The sequence below is a fragment of the Candidatus Neomarinimicrobiota bacterium genome, from assembly GCA_021157965.1.
Lineage (GTDB): Bacteria > Fidelibacterota > Fidelibacteria > Fidelibacterales > Fidelibacteraceae > Fidelibacter.
The window spans coordinates 23,866-46,089 of sequence record JAGGVO010000006.1 but is presented as its reverse complement, the minus strand read 5'-3'; the positions used below and the strand labels follow the sequence as shown (position 1 = coordinate 46,089).

Genomic DNA, 22,224 nt, shown 5'->3' with positions numbered 1-22,224 from the left:
TCAACCTCTCAACGTCTCAACCTCTCAACGTCTCAACGTCTCAACGTCTCAACGTCTCAACGTCTCAACCTCTCAACGTCTCAACGTCTCAACCTCTCAACGTCTCAACCTCTCAACGTCTCAACCTCTCAACGTCTCAACGTCTCAACCTCTCAACCTCTCAACGTCTCAACGTCTTAACGTCTCAACGTCATGCTTTCCACAATCCGTGAATGTTACACCATTCCAGAACTTCCACAATCTCGAAGCGGTTTACCGGAAACCAGGCCTGGGGTTTGTCCCCGGGTTTCAGGTATTTTCGCAGGCTCATATCCCCGGTACGGACTTCAATGTAATATATGTAGTGTTCTTCGGTCATGGGGTGGTCTTCGTTCTGGCCGATTTTTACCAAAACGCCGTCATCCTTTGTTTCCACATAGGGGACATGTTTTTCGTGTTTGGAATCTTCTGTTTTGGCTTCCAGTATTTTCATGGGGAACCCGTCGCATTCCGGCAGGTTCTCACTTCCATGAATCACTTCCACTAATGTTTTACTTTTTGGTGAATAGAGTAAGTCTCCTTGAACAGGCATTATTTCTCCTTTTTGCATTGATTATGTGTAAATCCTTATGTATCACATTCTCATTAAGAATCATTACCCACCGGTAATGACATCAAGCCTCAGAATCAACAGGGTTGAAAGACCGTTGCGCAAGTTGTCCGTCCAGCATCAACAATCCGTGTCCTTTCGATCCGATCATACGGACTTTCGTCAGCAGTTCATCCATAGATGCTTCTTCTTCAACCTGTTCTTCAATGAACCAGTTGAGAAAATTCCGTGTGGCATGATCATTTTCAGCAATGGCCAGATCCATCAGATCATTGATGGATTTTGTCACGAATTGTTCATGCTCATAGGCTTTTTTGAATATATCTTCGGCAGATTCAAAATCCTGAGGCGGTTTCTGAATGGTTTCCAGTTCAACCTTACCTCCCCGGTTTACCAGGTAATCATACATTTTCATGGCGTGAAAGCGTTCTTCCTGCACCTGGACCTTAAAAAAATTGGCAAAGCCGTCCAGTCCTTTATCATTGAACCAGGCAGCCATTCCAAGATAGTAGTATTCGGAATACAGCTCTTTGTTGATTTGTTCGTTCAAAGCTTTTTCCAGCTTTTTCGATATCATAGTTACTCCTTTCTGTTGTTTGTTTAGATATGATTTTTCCGGCCCCGGGAGGTTACAAGGAATTGCTTGTCCGTAACGGGAAAAGCCTTAAAATATCAGACCTGTTGAAACAGATGAAAAATAAGGATATGATGATGAAATTAATATCATGGAATGTTAATGGTTTGCGGGCTGTCCTGCGTAAAGGATTGCCCGATATTCTTCTTCAACTGGGCGGGGATATCGTATGTTTGCAGGAGACAAAAATTCAGGAAGATCAGCTTACCAACGAAATGTTGAACCCCGCAGGATATCCCTTTGCTTACTATCATTTTGCAGAACGGAAAGGCTACAGTGGTGTGGCTACTTATTCAAAAATTGAGCCTGAAGAGATCCGGCGTGGAATTGGAGATCGATGGAATGATCATGAAGGACGGGTTCTTTTGACCCGCTTCAAAAATTTTACACTGCTAAACATCTATTTTCCCAACGGACAAATGAATGACGAAAGACTCCGCTATAAACTGGATTTTTATGAAGAGGCTCTTCACTATTTTGAGTCACTGAGGAAGCAAGGGGAAAAACTCATTATCTGTGGAGATTACAATACGGCCCATCATCCCATAGATCTTGCCAGACCAAAAGAAAATGAGCAGACGTCAGGATTTTTACCCATTGAGCGGGCCTGGATGGATAAACTGGAAGATCATGGTTATGTGGATATCTTTCGTCTTTTTCATCCTGATGAACCGGACCGTTATTCCTGGTGGTCTTACCGGACAAATGCCCGTCCCCGGAATATCGGGTGGCGTATCGATTATTTCTATATTTCCCATGATCTCAAAGAGAATGTGAAAGATGCATTTATTCTGGATCAGGTCATGGGTTCGGATCATTGTCCTGTCGGAATTGATATTGAGTTCTGATCTTCTGAATGACCCCGAACTTCAGTCCGGAGAGAAGAGATTGGTAAATGCCGGGGAGGATGATTGAATAATATTAACATGTGTTATTATAACTAAATGAATGAGATTTATCTTGTTAGTCATTGCTGCTGACCAAAGAAGTGAAGAATGAAAATGTTGATTCTTTGTTTCATAGCACTAAACAAATTTATTTAATTATATAAAAAGCAATTTTATCAATTATGAGGTGTGGAGAATAGCGGGATCGAACCGCTGACCTCTTGAATGCCATTCAAGCGCTCTCCCAGCTGAGCTAATTCCCCATTTCGTCAAAAAGCCTGAAAATATAAATAGAACAAAATTGGCAGGCAAATGAATTTTCCGTAACTTCTGCTGAGATTTAATGGATGGAAATCAACAAGAAGGCATGGAAATGACGAAAGAAAGCCAGTCCACAGATACAAGGCAGGAACTTCCTGAAATGAGTTTTATGGATCACCTGACTGAACTGAGAAAACGGCTCTTTTACAGTATTCTGGCTATTGTTCTGACAGGTGTGGCCTGTTTTATCTATGCAAAAGAGATGATAGATTTTTTGATTCATCCGGCCCTTATGCTGAATCCCCCCATTCATCTGCAGGTCCTTAAAGTTCAGGGAATGTTTATCGTTCAGGTTCTTGTGGCCTTTGTCGGGGGCTTGATTCTGTCAATTCCCGTTCTGGTTTATCAGATCTGGGCTTTTGTGAAGCCGGGTTTATACAGGAAAGAACGTAAATGGGTAGGACTTTTAATCGTCATCACGTTTTTCTGTTTCATTGTCGGCTCTGCCATGGCCTATTACCTGATGCTTCCCCTGGCGCTCCGCTTTTTTATGAATATCAGTCAGCCTTATTCAGTTTCTCCAATCATTGCGATTGATTATTATATTCGCTTTGTTGTCATGCTCATGTTAAGTGTCGGTGTAGTGTTTGAATTACCTGTCCTGAGTTTTATTTTAGCCAAAATGGGTGTTTTACATGCCGGGTTTATGAAAAAAACCAGAAAATATGCACTCATTGTCATCTTTATTCTGGCTGCAATCCTGACCCCTCCCGACCCCTTTACTCAGATGCTGATGGCTGTCCCCCTGATAATCGTATACGAAATCAGTATCACAATTGTCCGCTTATCAGAAAAAAGTTCATCTTGAGTTTTTACCTTCATTTTTTTAATATTGCCCTTAAATTGAAAATAAATTGAAACCTATTTGACATATATGCATTAAAATATCAAATAAACGCAAAATGGAGGAGAAATGCGCAAATATCTGCTTGTCATGTTTGTTCTGGGATTTCTGATCGGATGCTCCAGCAAAGAAGTCATTGAAGAAGTGGAGACATCAGAACAAGCACAACAAGACACTGTTGTAGCTCAGGAAGAAGAAAAACCAGCGGAATCTGTTGTTGAAAAAGAAGTCGTAAAAGAAACAGAAACTGAAAAGGAAATTAAAACGGTTTCCGAGAAGGTCGTTGTTGAAAAGAAAGTAACTCCTGTTTCATTGCCTGATAGTGTGAATGTCATCTATATGACCCGTCCCGGTGATTATTTGACAAAAATTGCCCTGAATGAATACGGACGGGCATCTGTCTGGAGAATGATATGGAATTGGAATTATGAGAAAATCGGTGACAATCCGGATGTTATTTACCCCTATCAGGAATATGACCTGAAAAAACCACGGGAAGTTGCAAAACCGGTTAAATATGATTTCTATAATTATACGGTTGGAAAAGGAGAAACCCTGTGGAGCATTGCACAAAAAGAATATGGCAACAATTATGCCTGGGTTGTTATTCTCAGGGATAATTTCGATAAATTGGGTAATGATTATAATACGCTGGAACCGGGAACGGTTCTGCAGCTCAGAACGAAATTGTATTAATTGGAACTCCTTGAAAAAGAAAAGCCCCGGTTAACCGGGGCTTTTTTATTGGTAACCGTAATATTTTTACAAATTGATAATCAAATCTTCATGGGCCAACATTAACTCCAGTTTGGAATCGGGGTAATTGGCCCGCTTGTATTCAAATGCCCGTTTTAACATGGAGTATATCCTGTAATCATCATTATCCGGTTCGTGATGAAAGAGCGCCAGTTTTTTTACACCGCCGGAAATTGCAAAATCGATACCCTGCATTGCCGAACTGTGTCCCCAGTCTTCTTTGTGAAGGGCTTCTTCCATCGTATATTGCGCGTCATAAATGAGTAAATCGGTGTCTTTAATGAATGCTTTATGACGGATAATAAAATCATCCGTTAGATTTTTATATTCTGAATCTGTCGCATAAACAAAGGATTTACCTTTATGGGATATTTTATAACCGAATGAGTCCCCGGGATGATATTGCAGGATATTACTAACTGTCACATCTCCCAACTTGTAGTCGCTGTTTTTCTCCAGGGTGATAAATACTTTTTTGGAAGCCATGTGGTCCAGTGATATGGGAAAAAAGCGAAAATCCTGTTGATATTCAAGGCGTTCCTTAAAATTGGGGTGTGGACTGTAAAAAGTTATGGTGTTCTGTGGCAGAAAAGCCGGTTTGAAAAATGGGAAACCTATGATGTGATCCCAATGGGTGTGACTCATGAAAATATGAATATCCAGAGGGTTTCCATTCTGTTCATGTTCATTAATGTAATTCCCCAGTTTTACCAGTCCGCTGCCCATATCCAATATGATCAATTTGTTGTCGGTTCGAACCTCCAGGCAGGCTGTGTTGCCCCCTATAAGCATCCTTTCCGTAAATGGAAGTTCCTGTATGAATTTCTCCCTCAGAGATGCTGTGGATATATCCGCATTCGAAGCCTGTTCAAGTATTTTTCTTATTTTCTGAGTGTACTGCTGGTTCGATATCGGTGTCGGTAAAGAACCTCGAACTCCCCAAAAACGGACTTTCATAAACGTCTCCGAGTGAAAATTATTTGGTCTGGAAAACTATTGAATTTTTTTTAAATTTTGTGTGATGTATATCACGTTTATAACTTATTTCATGCTAAGTTTAATATACATGTTTCAATTTCATGAAATCAATTGAATAAGATAATTCTACTCATTTTATTGTCTATTGTTCTAAATTACCTTTTGAAAATCAGAGAGGAAGTATGAAGCGCTTGGTTTTTTTTCTCACTATCATATTAATTCTTGTTACTGCTTGTTCATCACAACAGGATAATACTGCATCAAAATTGGATATTATCCCATTTATCCGCGTGTATCATGGAGATTCTACAACTGTTTTATTGTCGGACCTGTTTTATGCCGATTCCTATGAGTCCATTGTTTTCAGGAGTAGCGAGGAATTCCGTGTCCGTTATGATACGGTGAATGCCAGTATTATTATCCATGCACTTGCACCTCAAAGATCTGTAGCCATCCTGCCTTTTACTTATAAAAACACAGAATATGTGATTCCTTTGAAAATTGAGTCCCGTATAAATAAAACATTTGTCTTCCGTCCGGAAAAAACGCCTGATATTATTACTGTTTTTGGATCATTCAATAATTGGAACCGAAATGAAATCATTATGGAAGATAATAATAACAATGGCATTTATACGGCCAATGTCAGTTTTGATCCGGGACGGTATGAATACAAATTTTATGTAGACGGACAGGAGTTTTTAGATCCGAACAATCCCGATTCCCTTCCCAACGGGTTGGGTGGTTTCAACTCGATTCTGTCGGTAGATCCGGCCTTTCCGGGCAAAGAACCCTTTATTTTTCCCGATAAAATCGGTCCCAGGGAAAACGGCAGGATTGATTTACATTATATCATTGAACGGGGGGATTTTCAGGATCCTCTCAATAAAACCCATATCATCGCCCTCTTTGATAACCATCGCATCTCCGAAAAAAATATCATGGTTCTCGATGATGCCAATAAAGTGATCGTCAGCCTCAGTCCGCGGGTTTTTTCCCTGGGCGGACTCCACCGTGTGCGGTGTGTGCTGGCAAATAGCCATGTAAGAAGCAATGTGGTTGAGTTCTATTTGAAGGATGGTAAGCCCCTTCCTTTGAAAAATGAAAAGCTGGTTTGGAATGATGCGATTATATATTCTCTTATGGTGGACCGGTTTTTCAACGGAGATCCGGATAATGATGATCCGGTGGAGCACCCCCAGCTGGCAGATCGCGCCAATTTTCAGGGAGGGGATTTAGCGGGGCTGATGGAAAAAATCGGGGATGGGTATTTTAACCGATTAGGGGTGAATACACTCTGGATTTCCCCAATTCAGGAGACAACGGATAAAGCTTTCCGGGAAACACCTGAACCCCATCACTGGTTTACCGGCTATCATGGTTACTGGCCGGTTCATCCCCGGAAAGTGGAACCCCGCTTCGGAACCAACGAATTGCTGAAAGAACTGGTACAAAAAGCCCATAAAAACGGACTTTGGGTACTCGAAGATTTTGTATCCAATCATGTCCATCAGGAACATCCCTATTTTCAGGAGCACCGGGACTGGTTCGGTCAGCTCGAATTGCCCGATGGACGCCTGAATTTGCGCCTCTGGGATGAACAACGGCTCACAACCTGGTTCGAACCTTATATCCCAAGTTATGATTTTGAAAGATCACCGGAAGCACTGGAAACCGTAACCAACGATGCTCTCTGGTGGCTTGAAAACTATCAATTCGACGGGTTTCGTCATGATGCCGTCAAACACGTTCCCAATGAGTTCTGGCGTAAACTGACCTGTAAAATCCGTCAGAATTTTCCCTCCCGGGATCTTTACCAGATTGGTGAAACCTTTGGCGATTATGACCTGGTCAGCTCCTATGTAACGAACGGCCAATTGAATGCCCAGTTTAATTTCAATCTCTACTGGCCTGCACGCATGGCATTCGTTACCGATTCTTTCGATTTTAAAAATCTGGACAGGGATATGAAGCGAACCCTGGATTATTACGGTCAGCTGCATGTCATGGGAAATATGATGGACAGCCATGATCAACCACGCTTTGCAGCCTACGCAGACGGTGATCTCCGTTGGGATGAAAATGCAGCTGAAGCAGGATGGGAACGGAATATCCGGGTCGATCATCCCCGTACATACAAACTTATTAATCTGTATATGAACTACCTTCTGACGACCCCCGGGATTCCAATTATCTATTATGGTGATGAAATCGGCATGACCGGTGCTGCAGATCCCGATAACCGGCGGATGATGCGCTGGGGTAAAAATGTAAAAGAAGTGGAAAAAGAACTCCGCATGCAGATATCCCGCCTGATTGATATCCGGAATACACACTCAGCGCTCCGGTATGGAGTATTGTATACCGTAAAAGCCGATCCCGTTACTTACGCCTATATCCGCCGGGATTTACAGGAAACTCTCCTTGTCGTGAACTATCGCAGCGACTATGAAGGGATAATCACTATCGAACTACCTCCTCAACTTAATCTGCAGCAGGTCCAGTCTCTCTATGGTTCGGATCACATGACGATGGACGGTAATACATTAACAATCCGTTCACAACCCCTGCAGGGACATATTTTTTTACTGAAATGACATGACAAAAATTTTTGAAATTTCGAAGACCTTTCAATTTGACATGACACACCGGCTCTCTTTTCATCGGGGAAAATGCCGGCATCTGCATGGCCATACCTACACATTGGAAGTATTTGTCCGGGGGGTGCCGGATAAACATGGCTTTGTCATGGACTTTGGAGAATTGAAACACATCGTGAAGGAAGAGATCGTGGATGTGCTTGATCACAGCGTTGCCATCTATGAAAAGGATTCACTGCTGGTAGATTCTTTGTCCGGAAAATTCCGTTCCGTGATGCTTCCTTTTGAAACAACTGCCGAAAACCTGTGTGCCTGGATTGCCCAACGCCTTCAGGCCCGGAATTTGGATATTTCTAAAATCATCCTATGGGAAACACCAACAAGCAAAGCCGTGCTTACCCTGTAAACGAGATTTTTTCAAGCATTCAGGGAGAAGGTTTCTGGACAGGTTTGCCGGTTACGTTTATCCGTTTTGCAGGATGTAATCTGGCCTGTGATTTTTGTGATACAGATTATTCCCTGAAAGAAACCCTTACAGTTGATGAAATTCTAAAGCGACTGGAAAATTATCCGGCCAGGGTCGTTATTCTGACAGGTGGTGAACCCCTGATCCATCCGTTAATTCCACTGCTGAAAAGACTCCGATCATCTCATTTCAGCATTCATTTGGAAACAAACGGAACTTTTCCCGTGCCGGAAGGATTTTTTGATTGGGTTGCTGTCTCACCGAAAACAGATGATCCGGTCGTCAGGAAATGCAATGAATTAAGGGTTCTGCTGAAAAAAGGGGAGATCCCCCGTGATTTTGGCATCAGAGCAGATCACTATTTTGTCAGCCCCGTGAATCCTCCCTTAAACAATCTCCAAAAAATCGATCGTGAAAATTTCCGCTATTGTCTTGATTATGTCCTGCGTCACCCCAACTGGCGATTAAGTGTTCAACTTCATAAATATTTGGATATTCCATGAAAGCTCTTGTTCTTTTATCTGGTGGACAGGATTCGTCAACCTGTCTTTTTTGGTCACTCCGATACATGAATCAAACGGAGGCTGTTTTTTTCAATTACGAACAACGCCATAAAATTGAGAGGGAGTGTGCCCGACGTCTTTGTGAGGAAAACAACGTGCCCCTGCATATTCTGGATGTTCCCGCTTTTCAACAGATAGGGGGTACGGCCATGATTGAAGAAACGGACATTCAGATGACGGACAAAGGCATCCCCAATACGTTTGTCCCGGGACGGAATATGGTATTTCTCACACTGGCAGCATCCCTGGCATACAGACTCGGTTTCGATACTGTTATTGTGGGGGTCAATGATGAAGATTTTTCAGGATATCCTGATTGCCGGGCATCTTTTATTCAGATCATGGAATCAGCTCTCCGGGAAGGACTGGATTATCCCATCCGTATTACGGCCCCCCTTCAACATCTGTCTAAAAAAGAGATCTGGGCATTGTCCGACGAATTGGGAGTTTTACATACCATCGTGGAAAAAACCCATACCTGTTATCACGGGGATCATTCGACACGTCATCCCTGGGGTTTTGGATGCGGAACTTGCCCGGCCTGCCTGTTGCGGAAAACCGGTTTTGAAGCGTATCAACGGGCTCGCCATGAGAATTCTTGATTATGGACGGATGATAAAATTCTCTCATTCCTTGTTTGCCCTGCCCTTTGCTCTGGCTTCTTTTACTTTTGCCGTGGATACATTTTCGATACCCCCGGACGTATGGATGAGAAAACTAGTCTGGATTCTCTTTGCCATGGTTTCCGCCCGCAGCGCCGCAATGGGCTTCAACAGACTGGTAGACCGGCATCTGGATGCACTCAACCCCAGGACCCGCGAAAGAGAACTTCCTGCCGGATTGATTACTCCCAAAGCCGTTACTGTGTTTATTACAGCATCCTCCATATTCTTTCTTTTTTCCGCCGCTATGCTGAATAAGGTCTGTTTCTGGCTTGCTTTCCCGGTGCTAACCGTTTTGATGGGATACAGCATCCTGAAAAGGTACTGGGCGGGGACCCATTTTGTATTAGGACTTTCCCTCGGAATTGCTCCCTCGGGCGTCTGGTTGGCTGTTACCGGAGGATTAAATGTCGTCCCGATTTTGCTAAGTGCCGCCGTGGGTGTATGGACAGCCGGCTTTGACATTCTTTATGCCATTCAGGATGTGGATTTCGACAGACAATATAGAGTGCATTCCATCCCGGCGGATATGTCCATTGATAAGGCAATTGTGATCAGCCGGATCTGCCATGCATTCATGATGCTATTCCTGATGATTCTCCATCTTATTTATCCTGCAGGATGGATTTTGTGGACAGGTACTGGACTCATAAGCATATTCATCTTATACGAGCATGTTCTGGTTTATAAAAGTCATGATAATATTGATAAAGCTTTTTTTAATATGAATAGCATGATTTCCCTTATGTACTTTGGATTTGTCTTATTGGATTGTATTTTTCTGCCATGAAGAAAATTGGAAAAATCGTTCTGGCCGTGACCGGCGCCACAGGTGCTCCTCTGGCCGAACATCTTATCCGGCAACTTGCACCCCGGATATCGGAAGTCCATTTGATTTTTTCACCCATGGGGGAGAAGGTTTTTCGCCAGGAGACGGGAATGCCCGAAAACCTTTCACTCAATGACTATTTTTCTGAATTACATTCAATTCATATCTGGAATCCCGGTGATTTTTCCGCTCCCTTTGCCAGCGGTTCAGGGGTTGCCCATGCTATGGTGATTATTCCATGCTCCATGAAGACTCTGTCTGCCGTGGCAAACGGATATTCATATTCCCTCATAGAAAGAGCTGCCGATGTCATGCTGAAAGAACGGAGGACTCTCATACTCGTTCCCCGGGAAACGCCCATGAATTCTATTCACCTTCAAAATCTGTTACAGGCCGGAAAAGCAGGTGCCATTATCCTGCCGCCCGTTCCCGCTTTTTATACTTTTCCCAAAAGCCTGGAGGATTTCAAAGCCTATATCAGCGGTAAAATAATGGAAAGCCTGAAAATTCCCCATGAACTCTATCCCCGCTGGTCGGAAAATGTCGATGACAATCTCACCCGGTCCTGATAAGGATAAAATCAGGGCTCTTTTCAACTCTATTTCACCGGTTTATGATTTTCTCAATCGTTTTCTCAGTTTTGGGCTGGATTATGTCTGGCGCAAACGACTTATACATGGTATTGATCTTCAGGCAGATGAAAAAATACTGGATGCTGCCTGTGGGACCGGCGCTCTTTCCGGGCTATTACTCAAAAGATATCCTGACATGCCTTTTCAACTGACAGGTATTGATCTTTCCCCGGAAATGCTTCATATCGCCAGCTTACGCATCCGGGATATTCGTACACAGTTTCGTGAAGGAGACCTGGAGGCACTTCCCTTTGAAGATGAGACTTTTCATCATGTCATGGTGGCTTTTGGTGTGAGAAATCTTGAAAATCTCGTTTTGGGAATACAGGAAATGTACCGTGTACTTAAAAAGGAGGGAAGGCTGTATATCTTAGAATTTTCAGTTCCCCCCAAAGGCTTGTGGCACACCGTGTTTCGATTCTATTTTCACAACGTCTTACCGAGGATTGGGAAAAAGGTATCACGCCATCCCGGGGCTTATGCCTATCTGCCCGATTCGGTGGACCGATTCCCGTCACATAATTCATTTGAGCAACTTCTTCAAAACTGCGGTTTTACAGTATTCGACACCATTTCCATGACTGGAGGCGTGTGCCGCTTGTATCGTGCTAAAAAAGAACTTAAAGGTGTGTGAACAGTGATAACCCTTTTTCCCTTGTACGTTGATTTTTCCGGTTAAAAGCGTTACATTTTCATCTATTTATACAAGGAGAAAATATGCCAAATAAAGTATTACTTATGATCCTGGATGGTTATGGACTCCGGGAAGAAAAAGAGAACAATGCCACAAAACTTGCCAATACACCGAATTTAAACACTTTTTTTAAGGAAAGGCCCTGGACATCTCTCACGTGTAACGGGAAAGCCGTCGGACTCCCGGATGGTGTGATGGGTAATTCGGAAGTGGGGCATTTGAATATTGGTGCCGGCCGGATTGTCAAGCAGGACCTGATCCGCATTGACGAATCCTTTGAAAAAGAGACGTTCAGAGACAATCCCATCTACCGGAAATGTGTGAATGTTTGTAAATCCCGGACAAGTCGCTTTCATTTGATGGGACTTCTTTCCGATGCGGGAGTACATTCCCAGATTTACCACTTGAAAAATATCATGCTGGAGCTCAAAAAAGACGGTATCAAGGAAGTGTACGTCCATGCCCTGATGGATGGCAGGGATACACCGCCTAACAGTGGTGTGGATTATATCCGGGACCTCCTTGATTTCATGAAAGAACACAAAATCGGAAAACTATCTACCATTATCGGTCGTTATTACGGTATGGACCGGGATAAACGGTGGGACCGTATTGAAAAGGCTTACCGGATGCTGACAGAGGGGGTGGGTGAACATGTGGATGATCCCGTTGCCTACATGGAAAAGAAATATAAAGAGAAGATAACTGATGAATTTATGGATCCTGCTGTGGTTAAAAATCCCGGATATAATGGATTGATGATTCCGGGGGATACGGTATTGACCTTTAATTTCCGGGCGGACAGGATGCGTGAAATTGCCGTTGCTCTGAATGATCCTGATTTCAGGGAATTCCGGACACGCAAGTTGGGACTGAATTATGTTACCATGACCCGGTATCAGGCTGCATTCCCCTATCCCGTCCTTTTCGATAAGCAGAAACTGTCCAATATTTTCGGGGAGGTGGTAAGCCGTGCCGGGATGAAACAGCTCCGGATTGCGGAAACTGAAAAATATGCCCATGTCACTTATTTTTTTAATGGAGGAGAAGAAAAACGATTCGAAAATGAAGAACGTATTCTTGTCCCCTCTCCGAAAGTGGCAACCTACGATTTGAAACCGGAAATGAGCGCCCCCGAGGTCAGTGACAAGCTAATTGAAGCCATCAGAAACGATACATACGATGTCATCATTCTGAACTATGCCAATGGTGATATGGTTGGGCACACCGGTGTTCTTGAAGCAGCCGTAAAAGCCATGGAATACCTGGATACACGGATCGGAGAAATTGTCAAACTCTTTAATGAAAAGGGCGGGACCGTTTTTGTGACGGCCGACCATGGAAACTGTGAAGAGATGTGGGATGAAAAAAACGGACAACCACATACTCAGCATTCCATGAACAAAGTCCCCTTTATTATTGTAGAACCGAAGATCCGACCCCATACATTCAAAAAAGACGGGAAATTGGCGGATATTGCTCCGACAATGCTGAAATGGCTGGATATACCCAAACCCGTCGAGATGAATGGAGAATGTCTCGTTGATTGATCTGATCAGACACGTGGATTTTAAAGAAGCCGGAAAACGTTTCAGGAATCTCCGTATCGGTGTAATTGGTGATGTTATGCTGGATGTCTATCACGAAGGAAAAGTATCACGGATTTCTCCTGAAGCCCCGGTTCCTGTTGTTGATATCCGCTCATCAGTTGTTAAACCCGGTGGCGCTGCAAATGTATGCCGGAATATCCGGTCCCTGGGCGCATCCTGTTCTATTTTTGGTATCATGGGAGAGGATAACCAGGGAGAAGAATTAAAGGGTTTGTTTGGTGAAGATGATGTCAATACAGACGGATTGGTATCCGTATATGACCGGCCTACAACCACCAAGACACGTATACTGAGTGATGGGCAGCAGTTACTGCGGATGGATCATGAAGAAAAAAAATGGATTCATGAGGATATATGCCATGATTTGACCCGCAGGTTTCAGGACCAGGCAGATTCTCTGAATGCCGTGATTCTTCAGGATTATAACAAAGGCGTGTTATCCCCGGATTTGATCAAAAATGTGCTGCCTATATGTGAAAAACACAACGTTCCGGTTTTTGTTGACCCCAAATTTGAGAACTACCGGCTTTACAATCAGGTGTTTTTATTTAAACCAAACCGGAAAGAAGCGGAAGATCTGCTCCATCTCAAAATTAATTCACCGGATGATGCCTGTCTGGCAGCGCGGGAAATCCGAAAGATATTGAAAGCACAGAATATTCTCATCACACTGGGTGAAGACGGGATGGTCCTTCTGGAAGCATCTGATACCTGTTTGAAAATCCCAACCCGGGCCAGGAAAATTCATGATGTAACCGGCGCCGGAGATACTGTAATTTCCACGGTGGCCCTCTTTTCCGCTGCCGGGTATTCTCTCAGGGTCAGCACGGTGATGGCAAACCTTGCCGCCGGTAGAGTGTGTGAAGAGGTTGGCATTATTCCCATCACCCTTGAAGCTCTGAAAGAGATGAGTCATAATTTCCTTTAATCCATAAAAAATGTTCCCTTCCCTTTTCTGAAGAGGCTTTGATGAAACCCATACGTATCCTGACACTTCTCCTGCTGTGGAAGCTTATCACCCCACTCTATGCTGTAAGCCCCCATTATTCGGAAAAAATGACCAATTATCACTCCTTCCGATATTTATATTCTATGTCACAGTCTGATGATAGAACCTATTTTGCCTCTAATAACGGCGTTATCGTTTATTCTCATCTTTTCCATCAGTGGGAAAAACCCATGAACCGGCCAATGGGGCTTCCAGATACCGATATCAGGACCATATATTATCACCGGGCTACAGGTTATCTTTGGGCGGCTGTTAACCGGGATTTGTATGTCCTGTTTGGGGATGCAGCCTTTCAGTGGGAGAAAGTCGATTTTGATGGATATTGCAAACGCATCGGAAGTGCAGGGGACAGACTTTTTGCAGATACATACGATGGAATTGTAGAATTGGACCCCTACACAGGGGCCTTGATCAATACTATCAAAGAACCGGACTTAAAAATTAACTGGTCTGTCTCGGGTATTGAAATGGATTTGTATCAAGTCCAGTTTACAGGGGAATATTTTATTGATACAGACGGTTCAGTTGTGGGAAGCGCCTTCGTAAAATATCCCATTGCATTTTCTGTTTACGGAAATTCCCAAAATCTATGGATGGGAACGCTGGGAAACGGTCTTTACACAGGCGGCAGGACTGTGAGAATTGTTGAACATCAGCCCTATGGACTGTTGAACGACAATGTAACCCAGTGCCTTGTCAGTGGGGATCAGATTTATATCGGTCATGGTATTGATTATAACGGATTGGATGACCGGAACGGATGGACCGAGACTTGCAAAGCATTCCAGGAGTTTAAGTGGATTGATGATGATGAGGTCGCTGTATTGGGCAATCAGTCCGTCCGGGGATTTATGAAGTATCGCGATACCCTGCTGGTGATTACAGACCACTCAATTATTGTCTCCGGTCCCGGTGAGGATAATTTTCAAACCATCACACCCGGTGTGGGACTTATCAATACTGTTCACGAAGTGGTTCAACAGGGACATACCGGCTGGATTATTGCCGAGACCGGTGTCTTTGAGGTTGATTTGAAAGAGCTTTATATCCGCCCGATTCAGGATATTCCCTTTAAAATACAGACCGGATTACAGATAAATAACCACTTATATCTTGGATCATATTCCGGTATTATGGTATTTGAAGTAAGTGATTCTAATCATCTGGATTTCAAGAAAAATTTTATCAATATCCGCTATGGAGTAGCTCATTTAACGGAAAACGGTGAATATGTTTTTTGGAGTGATGATGTGTTTATTATGAAGGGCGACCCCCGGCTGGAATCTGTCCAAACATTGCCTGTCGCAGGCCTGAGAAGGGGAATACGGATTAGGGATATTGCCTGTGATACGTCGTATGTATGGGTTGGAACGAACCGGGGCCTCTACTCGTACAACCTGAAAACAGAACAAACTGAACATGTCACACGCGAGGAAGGCCTTTGCAGCAATAATATTCAAACGCTGGAAATATCTGGCAATATCTTATATATTGGGACAGACCGGGGGTTGACACGCTATGAAATATACAAGTAAAATATTGTTATTGATTGTCTTTGCAGGAGCCACGCTGTTACCTGCTCCGAAACGTGATGAAGATCCCATACGTTTTCAGGTGAACCACAGGATAAGACCTTCGGATAAAGCAGGATACGGACAGCTTGAAATGACGATCAAGATCCCCAATAAATCCATTCTCTTTAAAAAAAGCGGCGAAGTTTTTGAAGCACGCCTGGATGTGACTATCTCTATTCTGCACAATGGCAGGAAAATTGGCGGTGACACCTGGTTTGAAACCATTACCACGGATTCTTACGAGGAATCCATTGCATCCAATCAGTATACGGAATTGGAAAAAACCTATGATTTGGAAACAGAGGATATGAAGGTTGTAGTCTATGTGGCAGATATCTATACACAGCGGAAAGGCAGAAAGGAGTTTACGGCCGAATTATCCCTTTTAAAAGATATGGCATGGTCACTGGGTGAGGTGTTCCCGGCAGATGAACCCATTCACGTGGATAGTACTAAAAATCCGCCGGTAAGGTATATCCGTTTTATTTTTTCGGCTGCCGGCAAAGAAGAAAAAGAAAAATTTACTTTCCGGATTTTTGACAACGGAAAACAAATCCGTGAAGGATATTTTTTTGTAAACCTGAAAAAAAATCCCCGGGATTATGCCTTTCCCGTTTCAATTGATGAGCTGGGATACAAAGAGTATACCCTTGAATTGTCAACCATGATTGATGATGAAGAAATCAAGCGTTCCACCCGGTTCCAGATACGCTGGAAGGATATGTCCACCCTGATCCATGATCTTGACCTGGCCATACGGCAGATGCGCTATTTACGCATGACCAATTTTATTCAGGCCGACGAATACCAGAAAATGTTGAATGCAACCGGAGGTGAGCAGAAAGAGCTTTTTCTGAACTTTTGGAAACGGAATGATCCATCCCCCAATACCCGGAATAATGAGCTGATGAATGAATATTTTCACAGAATCGAGTTATCCAATCAACAATTTTCCGGATTCCTGGATGGGTGGGAAAGTGACCGCGGCATGATATACACGATTTTTGGTGAACCTGATGATGTGGAACAGCACACCTTTGATCTTTCAACAAAACCGTATATCATCTGGTATTATCATAACTTGAACAGACAATTTGTCTTTATGGATTATACCGGGTTTGGGGATTACCAGCTTACGGACCCCGTGTTTGATGTAACTTATTAAGTGGTTCTATGAACGTTGCCTCATTTTCCTACCAGGGAAATCATACAGCTTTCAAAGAGGATATCCTCTCTTTGACAGATATTGTCAATGCCTATTTTAAATCAAAAGTTACGGTTGATTTTTATTCAGATCAGAAAAAGCTCATTGATACTACAACATCACTTCTGACCGATGAATTTTTTCAAAAAACAGTCCGCACATATAAAGCTGTATTTGCTGACCAGATGAATGACAAGAGTGTTAAAAACAGCGGCCGGATTCGTGTCAGACTTTTTCACACCATGAATTATGATTTGGCGATACGTCCAGTGATCATGTATCATGAAAACACATCATCCCTGAAAGGTATTCAGGTTCCTGATGTCCGCCTTTACCTGTGCCGTGAAACGCGCCTGCGTTCCGTTAGCTTAAGCCGGGATACCCATTATGCCGGCAGGGATTTTGAAGTGATTTCCGATCAGAGTTTCTATCCCGTATCCTATATGGCGAAAGTTCTTTCATGCTTTCTCGAACTGGCAGAAAAAAAACATGCCGAGGATGTTGTAATGGTGCTACCCGTGGCCATTAAAAGCAGTATATTTAAAAAATGGGCTATACTTTTCGATGCATTGACGACTGAATCCCAGATGCCATCACTGATTCTCACTGTTCAGGAATTCTGGAAATCCTTTACTGAAACACCCAAAAAATTCCGGTGGATCTTTGCCCCGGATCCATTGGGTGACATGCTATTCTATTCCCTGAATATGCTTTTGAATAAAGGTTTCTTTTCCTGTTATGCCTTGATGACAGATGAGAATAAATTTTATGTCGAAAATATAACTGAATTTTATAAAGGTGTTCTGAATTATAGATCCCCGTTGAATGTGTATCATGCCCTGGCCATGTTGTATGATCTGCTGGATATGGTTATTCCGGCACGGGTACTGCGCAGGGGTATTTACGAGGCCATGGATAAAGGATGGCTGACACCTGAAATGGATGGTACCATGAGCAAATCGGCTGTATCGGGATTATACGCATCTTTTGTGGATCGTGAATTGTCCGAGAGCGTCGGGACCTAACTTTTAAGCAGACAGGAGTTTCTTCATGACAGAGAAAAAACGTCTTTTCCTGATTGATGGAATGGCGTTGGCATACAGAGCGCATTTTGCTTTTATTCGGAATCCCCTGCTGACCAGCGATGGAAGACATGTCAGTGCGGCTTATGGTTTTACAAAGTCGGTCCTTAAACTCATCAGGGATGAAAATCCTGATTTTCTGGCAGTTGTTTTCGATGCCAAGGAAAAGACATTCAGACATAAAAAATATCCTGAATACAAGGCTACCCGGGAAAAAATGCCCTTTGAAATGCGTCCCCAGATTTCCTGGATCCAGGACATTCTGGAAGCAATGAATATCCCCGTCTTAGTGAAATCCGGTTTTGAAGCCGATGATGTCATTGGTACACTTGCCGTGAAAGCACAGGAAAAGGGACTGGATGTTTATATGGTATCAGGGGACAAGGATTTTATGCAGCTGGTGAATGACCATATTTTTCTCTATTCGCCGGCCGTGGGAAAAAAGGATTTGGTGGTTTATACCAGGGATGAAGTGAAAAAAAAGTGGGGTGTTGGACCAGAGCGGATTGTTGATCTTCTTGCCTTGATGGGGGATTCGTCGGATAACGTTCCGGGTATTCCCGGAATTGGTGAAAAAACAGCCGTGAAGCTTATTAAAAAGTATGGTTCCTTTGATGATGTTCTGGAAAATGGACAGGAAGAAAGCAATGCCCGAATCCGGAAAGGGATTAAAGAAAACAGGGAATTAGGTCTGTTAAGCCGTGAACTGGTGACCATCAAAACGGATGTTCCGGCGGAATTGAATCTCAGTACTTTTCAGTTTACCGGTTTCAATGAAAACGCCCTGCGAAAAACACTTGAAAAACTTGAGTTTTATGCCCTGATCAACGAATTGCAACTGGGTGAATCTCATGAGCATGTGGAACAAAGCTACCGGATTCTGGATAACCGGACATCCCTGGATGATTTTTTTAAAAAATTATCCGGTGAAAAAGCTTTTGCTTTCGATACGGAAACTGATCATATCGATGCCAATCGGGCAAATCTGGTAGGTGTTTCCCTGAGTTATAAAACAGGACAGGCGGTGTACATTCCTTTAAAGTTTCTGAATAAGGAAAAAGAACTTTTTAACGCCCCGGATGATGTGGAATATGTCCTCAGCCAATTGAAACCTATTCTGGAAAATGAAAAAATTCTTAAAGTCGGTCATAATTTAAAATATGATTTGCTGGTCCTGAAAAAATATGGCGTGGAAGGGAAAGGACCCCTCTTTGATACCATGATTGCCGAATATCTTCTGAATCCCGATATGAATTCGTATAAGCTGGATTATTTATCACAGCGGTATCTGAATTACCAGATGCAACCTATAGAAGAACTCATTGGCGACAGAAAATCCAAACAAATTACGATGGACAAAGTTCCCCTTGATAAAGCGGGATTTTATGCCGCCGAGGATGCCGATATTACCTGGAAACTGTACGGGATCCTGAAGGAAAAAATTCATAAGGAAAAACTGGATAAAATCTATCATAACATTGAAATTCCCCTGCTCCCTGTCCTGACCCGCATGGAAGATAACGGGGTATATTTGGATGTGGATTTTTTAAAAACCATGCAGGGAGAGGTTCATGCCGAACTCTCAAAAATAACAGATAAAATATACGATCTGGCCGGAGAACGTTTCAACCTGAACTCTCCCAAACAGCTGGGATACATTCTTTTTGAAAAGTTGAAATATCCTGTTGTAAAGAAGACAAAAACCGGATATTCAACAGATGTTACGGTATTGGAAATCCTGAAAAAAGAGTATCCTATTGCGAATTATCTTTTGGAATACCGGACACTCAGCAAATTACAGTCCACCTATATTGAAACATTGCCGAAGCAGGTCAATCCGAGGACCGGCCGGGTACACACCTCATTTAACCAGACGGTAGCGGCGACGGGTCGTCTGAGCAGTACGGACCCGAATTTTCAGAATATCCCCATTCGAACATCTCTGGGACGGCGGATTCGAAAAGCTTTTGTCGCTCAGGAAAAAGGATGGAAGATTCTATCAGCGGATTATAGTCAGGTGGAATTACGGATCATGGCCCATTTATCGGGTGATGAAAAATTGATTCAGGCTTTTCTGGAGGATGCCGATGTCCATGCCCGCACGGCTGCCCTGGTTTTTGGTGTTTCGGAAAAAGATGTGACGGATGATATGCGACGAAAGGCAAAAGTTGTAAATTTCGGCATCATGTACGGAGCAGGCCCTTTTCGGATGTCCAATGAACTGAGTATGAGCCGTCAGGATGCGGCGGCCCTTATAAAAGCCTATTTTGATACTTATCCCGGTGTTGAAAAATATGTGGAAAATATCAAGAAAGAGGCGGCGGAAACGGGATTGGTCCGCACCCTTATGGGGCGGTACCGGCAGGTGCCGGATATCCGAAGTGAAAACCGGAATCTTCGGGAAGCCGCCGAAAGAATGGCTATTAATATGCCTGTCCAGGGAACGGCTGCAGACCTGATCAAACTGGCAATGATTCGGGTTGATAACGATATGCAGAAAGAAAAGTTAAAATCCAGAATGATTTTACAGGTTCATGATGAATTGGTTTTTGAAACTGCGCCTGATGAAGGGGATGTACTCCGTGAACTGGTGAAAAGAGATATGGAATCGGCAATGCAATTGGATGTCCCTCTGAAAGTGGATATCGGTATAGGAGGTAGTTGGTTTGAAGCGCATTAAAACAGATTATCTTGTTATCGGCAGTGGCATTGCCGGACTGACCTTTGCTTTGAAAGTTGCAGACCACGGAACCGTGGCCATTTTAACAAAAAAAACGGCGGGAGAAAGTAATACCCGCTATGCCCAGGGTGGCATCGCTGCCGTAACATCAGATGATGATCAGTTTGAATACCATTTCAGAGATACCTTAAAAGCAGGTGCCGATTTGTGTCATGAAGATGCTGTGCGGATTCTGGTGAGTGAAGGTCCCGACAGGATTAAGGATCTGATCTCATGGGGGGTGAAATTCTCACGGGATGACACAAAAAACCTGGATCTGGCCCGGGAGGGCGGACACCGGGTAAAACGTATTCTTCATGCATCAGATATGACGGGGGACGAAATCGAAAAAACCCTTCTGGATAAAGCAATCAACCACCCCAATGTCCGGATTTTTGAGAACTACACGGCCATTGACCTGATTACCGAACATCAGGTATTGGATAATCTTCAGTATGCATTCAATGTGTGCTTTGGTGTATATGCCTTAAATAATGTTTCCTGTGAAGTGGAAGCTTTCAGGGCGGATTATACACTGCTGGCAGGAGGGGGAGCGTCAAGAGTCTATCTTCATACGACGAATCCCGAAATTGCCACGGGTGATGGCATTGCCATGGCGTACCGGGCAGGCACAAAAATCGCCAATATGGAATTTATCCAGTTTCATCCTACGGCACTGTATGATCCGGAACACGAGCCGTTTCTTATCTCTGAGGCCTTGCGAGGCTTTGGAGGCATCCTGAGAAACGGCCGGGGTGAACGGTTCATGTCCCGTTATGATGAAGCAAAAGAGCTGGCTCCACGGGATATTGTGGCCCGGGCAATTGACAGTGAGATGAAAATAAACGGGGACAAATATGTTTTTCTGGATATGACCGGGCTCCCGGCGAGCGACGTGAAAAACAGATTTCCCAATATCTACCGGCACTGCAAAAAATATCTGGATCTGGACATAACACGTGACATGATTCCTGTTGTTCCGGCGGCACACTATGTTTGTGGCGGTATTATGACCAATCTGAACGGGCAAACCTCGATGCACAATCTTCTGGCCAGCGGTGAGAACGCCCATACCGGTGTTCACGGAGCCAACCGCCTGGCATCCAACAGCCTGCTGGAAGCTGTCGTCTTCAGCCATCGTGCCGCCTCGAAGGTATTGCAGAAACCCGGTCCCCAATTTAAGGTGACGATTCCTGATTGGGACGACTCAGGTGTGGAAAATGATGAGGAATGGGGAGTGCTGCGACATAATCGCATTGAAATTCAAACCATTATGTGGGATTACGTGGGGATTATTCGTTCAAAAAATCATCTGATCCGGGCTATGCGACGAATTAATTTACTGTATGATGAAATTGAAGATTATTATAAACGGACCCGTGTTTCAAAAGGATTGCTTGAATTAAGGAATTTAACAACAATAGCTTATCTCATCACCCGGTCTGCTTTAAGCAGGGAAGAAAGCCGCGGGCTCCATTACAGGACGGATTTTCCCCATAAACAGGAAAAATTACTTAAAGATACTGTAATATAATATCCATGTTACTTTTCTGTGGCCTTGTTTTTATTTA

At 43.5% G+C, this 22,224-nt stretch carries 20 protein-coding genes and 1 tRNA gene; 17 read left to right on the top strand and 4 right to left on the bottom strand.

Features of this window, described 5'->3' with window-relative positions; genetic code table 11:
• Nucleotides 1–190 precede the first annotated feature (190 nt).
• Both J7K63_00875 and J7K63_00870 read right to left on the bottom strand, forming a co-directional pair.
• Entirely contained in the window at nt 191–571 is a 381-nt protein-coding gene (locus tag J7K63_00875) for a desulfoferrodoxin (protein MCD6233580.1), read from the bottom strand.
• Nucleotides 572–653: 82 nt separating this feature from the next.
• Nucleotides 654–1,166 (bottom strand): ferritin, encoded by a 513-nt coding sequence (locus J7K63_00870; protein MCD6233579.1) that lies wholly within the window; start codon nt 1,164–1,166, stop codon nt 654–656.
• 134 nt (nt 1,167–1,300) lie between these two features.
• Between J7K63_00870 and xth the strand changes: the two genes are divergently transcribed.
• Nucleotides 1,301–2,071 carry an exodeoxyribonuclease III gene (xth, locus tag J7K63_00865; protein ID MCD6233578.1) on the top strand — a complete coding sequence of 257 codons (771 nt, stop codon included), beginning with the start codon at nt 1,301–1,303 and terminating at the stop codon, nt 2,069–2,071.
• Between the two features lie 229 nt (nt 2,072–2,300).
• Here the strand turns inward: xth and J7K63_00860 are convergent.
• A tRNA-Ala gene (locus tag J7K63_00860) sits at nt 2,301–2,373 on the bottom strand.
• 80 nt (nt 2,374–2,453) lie between these two features.
• Between J7K63_00860 and tatC the strand changes: the two genes are divergently transcribed.
• Entirely contained in the window at nt 2,454–3,239 is a 786-nt protein-coding gene (gene tatC / locus J7K63_00855; GenBank protein MCD6233577.1) for a twin-arginine translocase subunit TatC, read from the top strand.
• A 105-nt stretch (nt 3,240–3,344) separates the two neighbouring features.
• Nucleotides 3,345–3,971, top strand: a complete 627-nt coding sequence (locus J7K63_00850) for a LysM peptidoglycan-binding domain-containing protein (GenBank protein ID MCD6233576.1) — start codon at nt 3,345–3,347, stop codon at nt 3,969–3,971.
• A gap of 66 nt (nt 3,972–4,037) precedes the next feature.
• On the opposite strand, the gene J7K63_00845 is transcribed toward J7K63_00850, so the two are convergent.
• Complete coding sequence (locus J7K63_00845; GenBank protein ID MCD6233575.1) at nt 4,038–4,988, bottom strand: MBL fold metallo-hydrolase; 951 nt, start codon at nt 4,986–4,988, stop codon at nt 4,038–4,040.
• Between the two features lie 203 nt (nt 4,989–5,191).
• Here J7K63_00845 and J7K63_00840 point away from each other — a divergent pair, with 203 nt between their 5' ends.
• The 14 genes from J7K63_00840 (at nt 5,192) to nadB (ending at nt 22,187) form a co-directional block, all read left to right on the top strand.
• Nucleotides 5,192–7,606 carry a hypothetical protein gene (locus tag J7K63_00840; protein ID MCD6233574.1) on the top strand — a complete coding sequence of 805 codons (2,415 nt, stop codon included), beginning with the start codon at nt 5,192–5,194 and terminating at the stop codon, nt 7,604–7,606.
• Between the two features lie 10 nt (nt 7,607–7,616).
• Entirely contained in the window at nt 7,617–8,015 is a 399-nt protein-coding gene (queD, locus tag J7K63_00835) for a 6-carboxytetrahydropterin synthase QueD (protein ID MCD6233573.1), read from the top strand.
• Nucleotides 7,976–8,578, top strand: a complete 603-nt coding sequence (locus J7K63_00830) for a 7-carboxy-7-deazaguanine synthase QueE (GenBank protein ID MCD6233572.1) — start codon at nt 7,976–7,978, stop codon at nt 8,576–8,578. Before queD ends, J7K63_00830 begins: the two co-directional genes overlap by 40 nt.
• Nucleotides 8,575–9,240, top strand: a complete 666-nt coding sequence (gene queC, locus J7K63_00825) for a 7-cyano-7-deazaguanine synthase QueC (protein MCD6233571.1) — start codon at nt 8,575–8,577, stop codon at nt 9,238–9,240. Before J7K63_00830 ends, queC begins: the two co-directional genes overlap by 4 nt.
• Nucleotides 9,227–10,090, top strand: coding sequence for a UbiA family prenyltransferase (locus J7K63_00820; GenBank protein MCD6233570.1), 864 nt, complete (start codon nt 9,227–9,229; stop codon nt 10,088–10,090). Before queC ends, J7K63_00820 begins: the two co-directional genes overlap by 14 nt.
• A complete protein-coding gene (locus J7K63_00815) occupies nt 10,087–10,698 on the top strand; it encodes a UbiX family flavin prenyltransferase (protein MCD6233569.1) in 612 nt (203 codons plus the stop codon). Before J7K63_00820 ends, J7K63_00815 begins: the two co-directional genes overlap by 4 nt.
• Nucleotides 10,676–11,395: a bifunctional demethylmenaquinone methyltransferase/2-methoxy-6-polyprenyl-1,4-benzoquinol methylase UbiE gene (ubiE, locus tag J7K63_00810; GenBank protein ID MCD6233568.1), complete on the top strand. Its 720-nt coding sequence runs from the start codon at nt 10,676–10,678 to the stop codon at nt 11,393–11,395. The genes J7K63_00815 and ubiE overlap by 23 nt, the downstream gene beginning before the upstream one ends.
• Before the next feature lie 83 nt (nt 11,396–11,478).
• A complete protein-coding gene (locus J7K63_00805) occupies nt 11,479–13,005 on the top strand; it encodes a 2,3-bisphosphoglycerate-independent phosphoglycerate mutase (GenBank protein MCD6233567.1) in 1,527 nt (508 codons plus the stop codon).
• Nucleotides 12,998–13,993, top strand: coding sequence for a bifunctional hydroxymethylpyrimidine kinase/phosphomethylpyrimidine kinase (locus J7K63_00800; protein MCD6233566.1), 996 nt, complete (start codon nt 12,998–13,000; stop codon nt 13,991–13,993). Before J7K63_00805 ends, J7K63_00800 begins: the two co-directional genes overlap by 8 nt.
• A 41-nt stretch (nt 13,994–14,034) precedes the next feature.
• Complete coding sequence (locus J7K63_00795; GenBank protein MCD6233565.1) at nt 14,035–15,609, top strand: hypothetical protein; 1,575 nt, start codon at nt 14,035–14,037, stop codon at nt 15,607–15,609.
• Nucleotides 15,593–16,813 carry a GWxTD domain-containing protein gene (locus J7K63_00790; GenBank protein ID MCD6233564.1) on the top strand — a complete coding sequence of 407 codons (1,221 nt, stop codon included), beginning with the start codon at nt 15,593–15,595 and terminating at the stop codon, nt 16,811–16,813. The genes J7K63_00795 and J7K63_00790 overlap by 17 nt, the downstream gene beginning before the upstream one ends.
• Before the next feature lie 8 nt (nt 16,814–16,821).
• On the top strand, nt 16,822–17,877 hold the full coding sequence (locus tag J7K63_00785; GenBank protein MCD6233563.1) for a hypothetical protein: 1,056 nt from the start codon (nt 16,822–16,824) through the stop codon (nt 17,875–17,877).
• Between the two features lie 25 nt (nt 17,878–17,902).
• A complete protein-coding gene (gene polA / locus J7K63_00780; protein MCD6233562.1) occupies nt 17,903–20,614 on the top strand; it encodes a DNA polymerase I in 2,712 nt (903 codons plus the stop codon).
• Entirely contained in the window at nt 20,601–22,187 is a 1,587-nt protein-coding gene (gene nadB, locus J7K63_00775) for an L-aspartate oxidase (GenBank protein ID MCD6233561.1), read from the top strand. The genes polA and nadB overlap by 14 nt, the downstream gene beginning before the upstream one ends.
• The last annotated feature ends 37 nt before the right edge of the window (nt 22,188–22,224 follow it).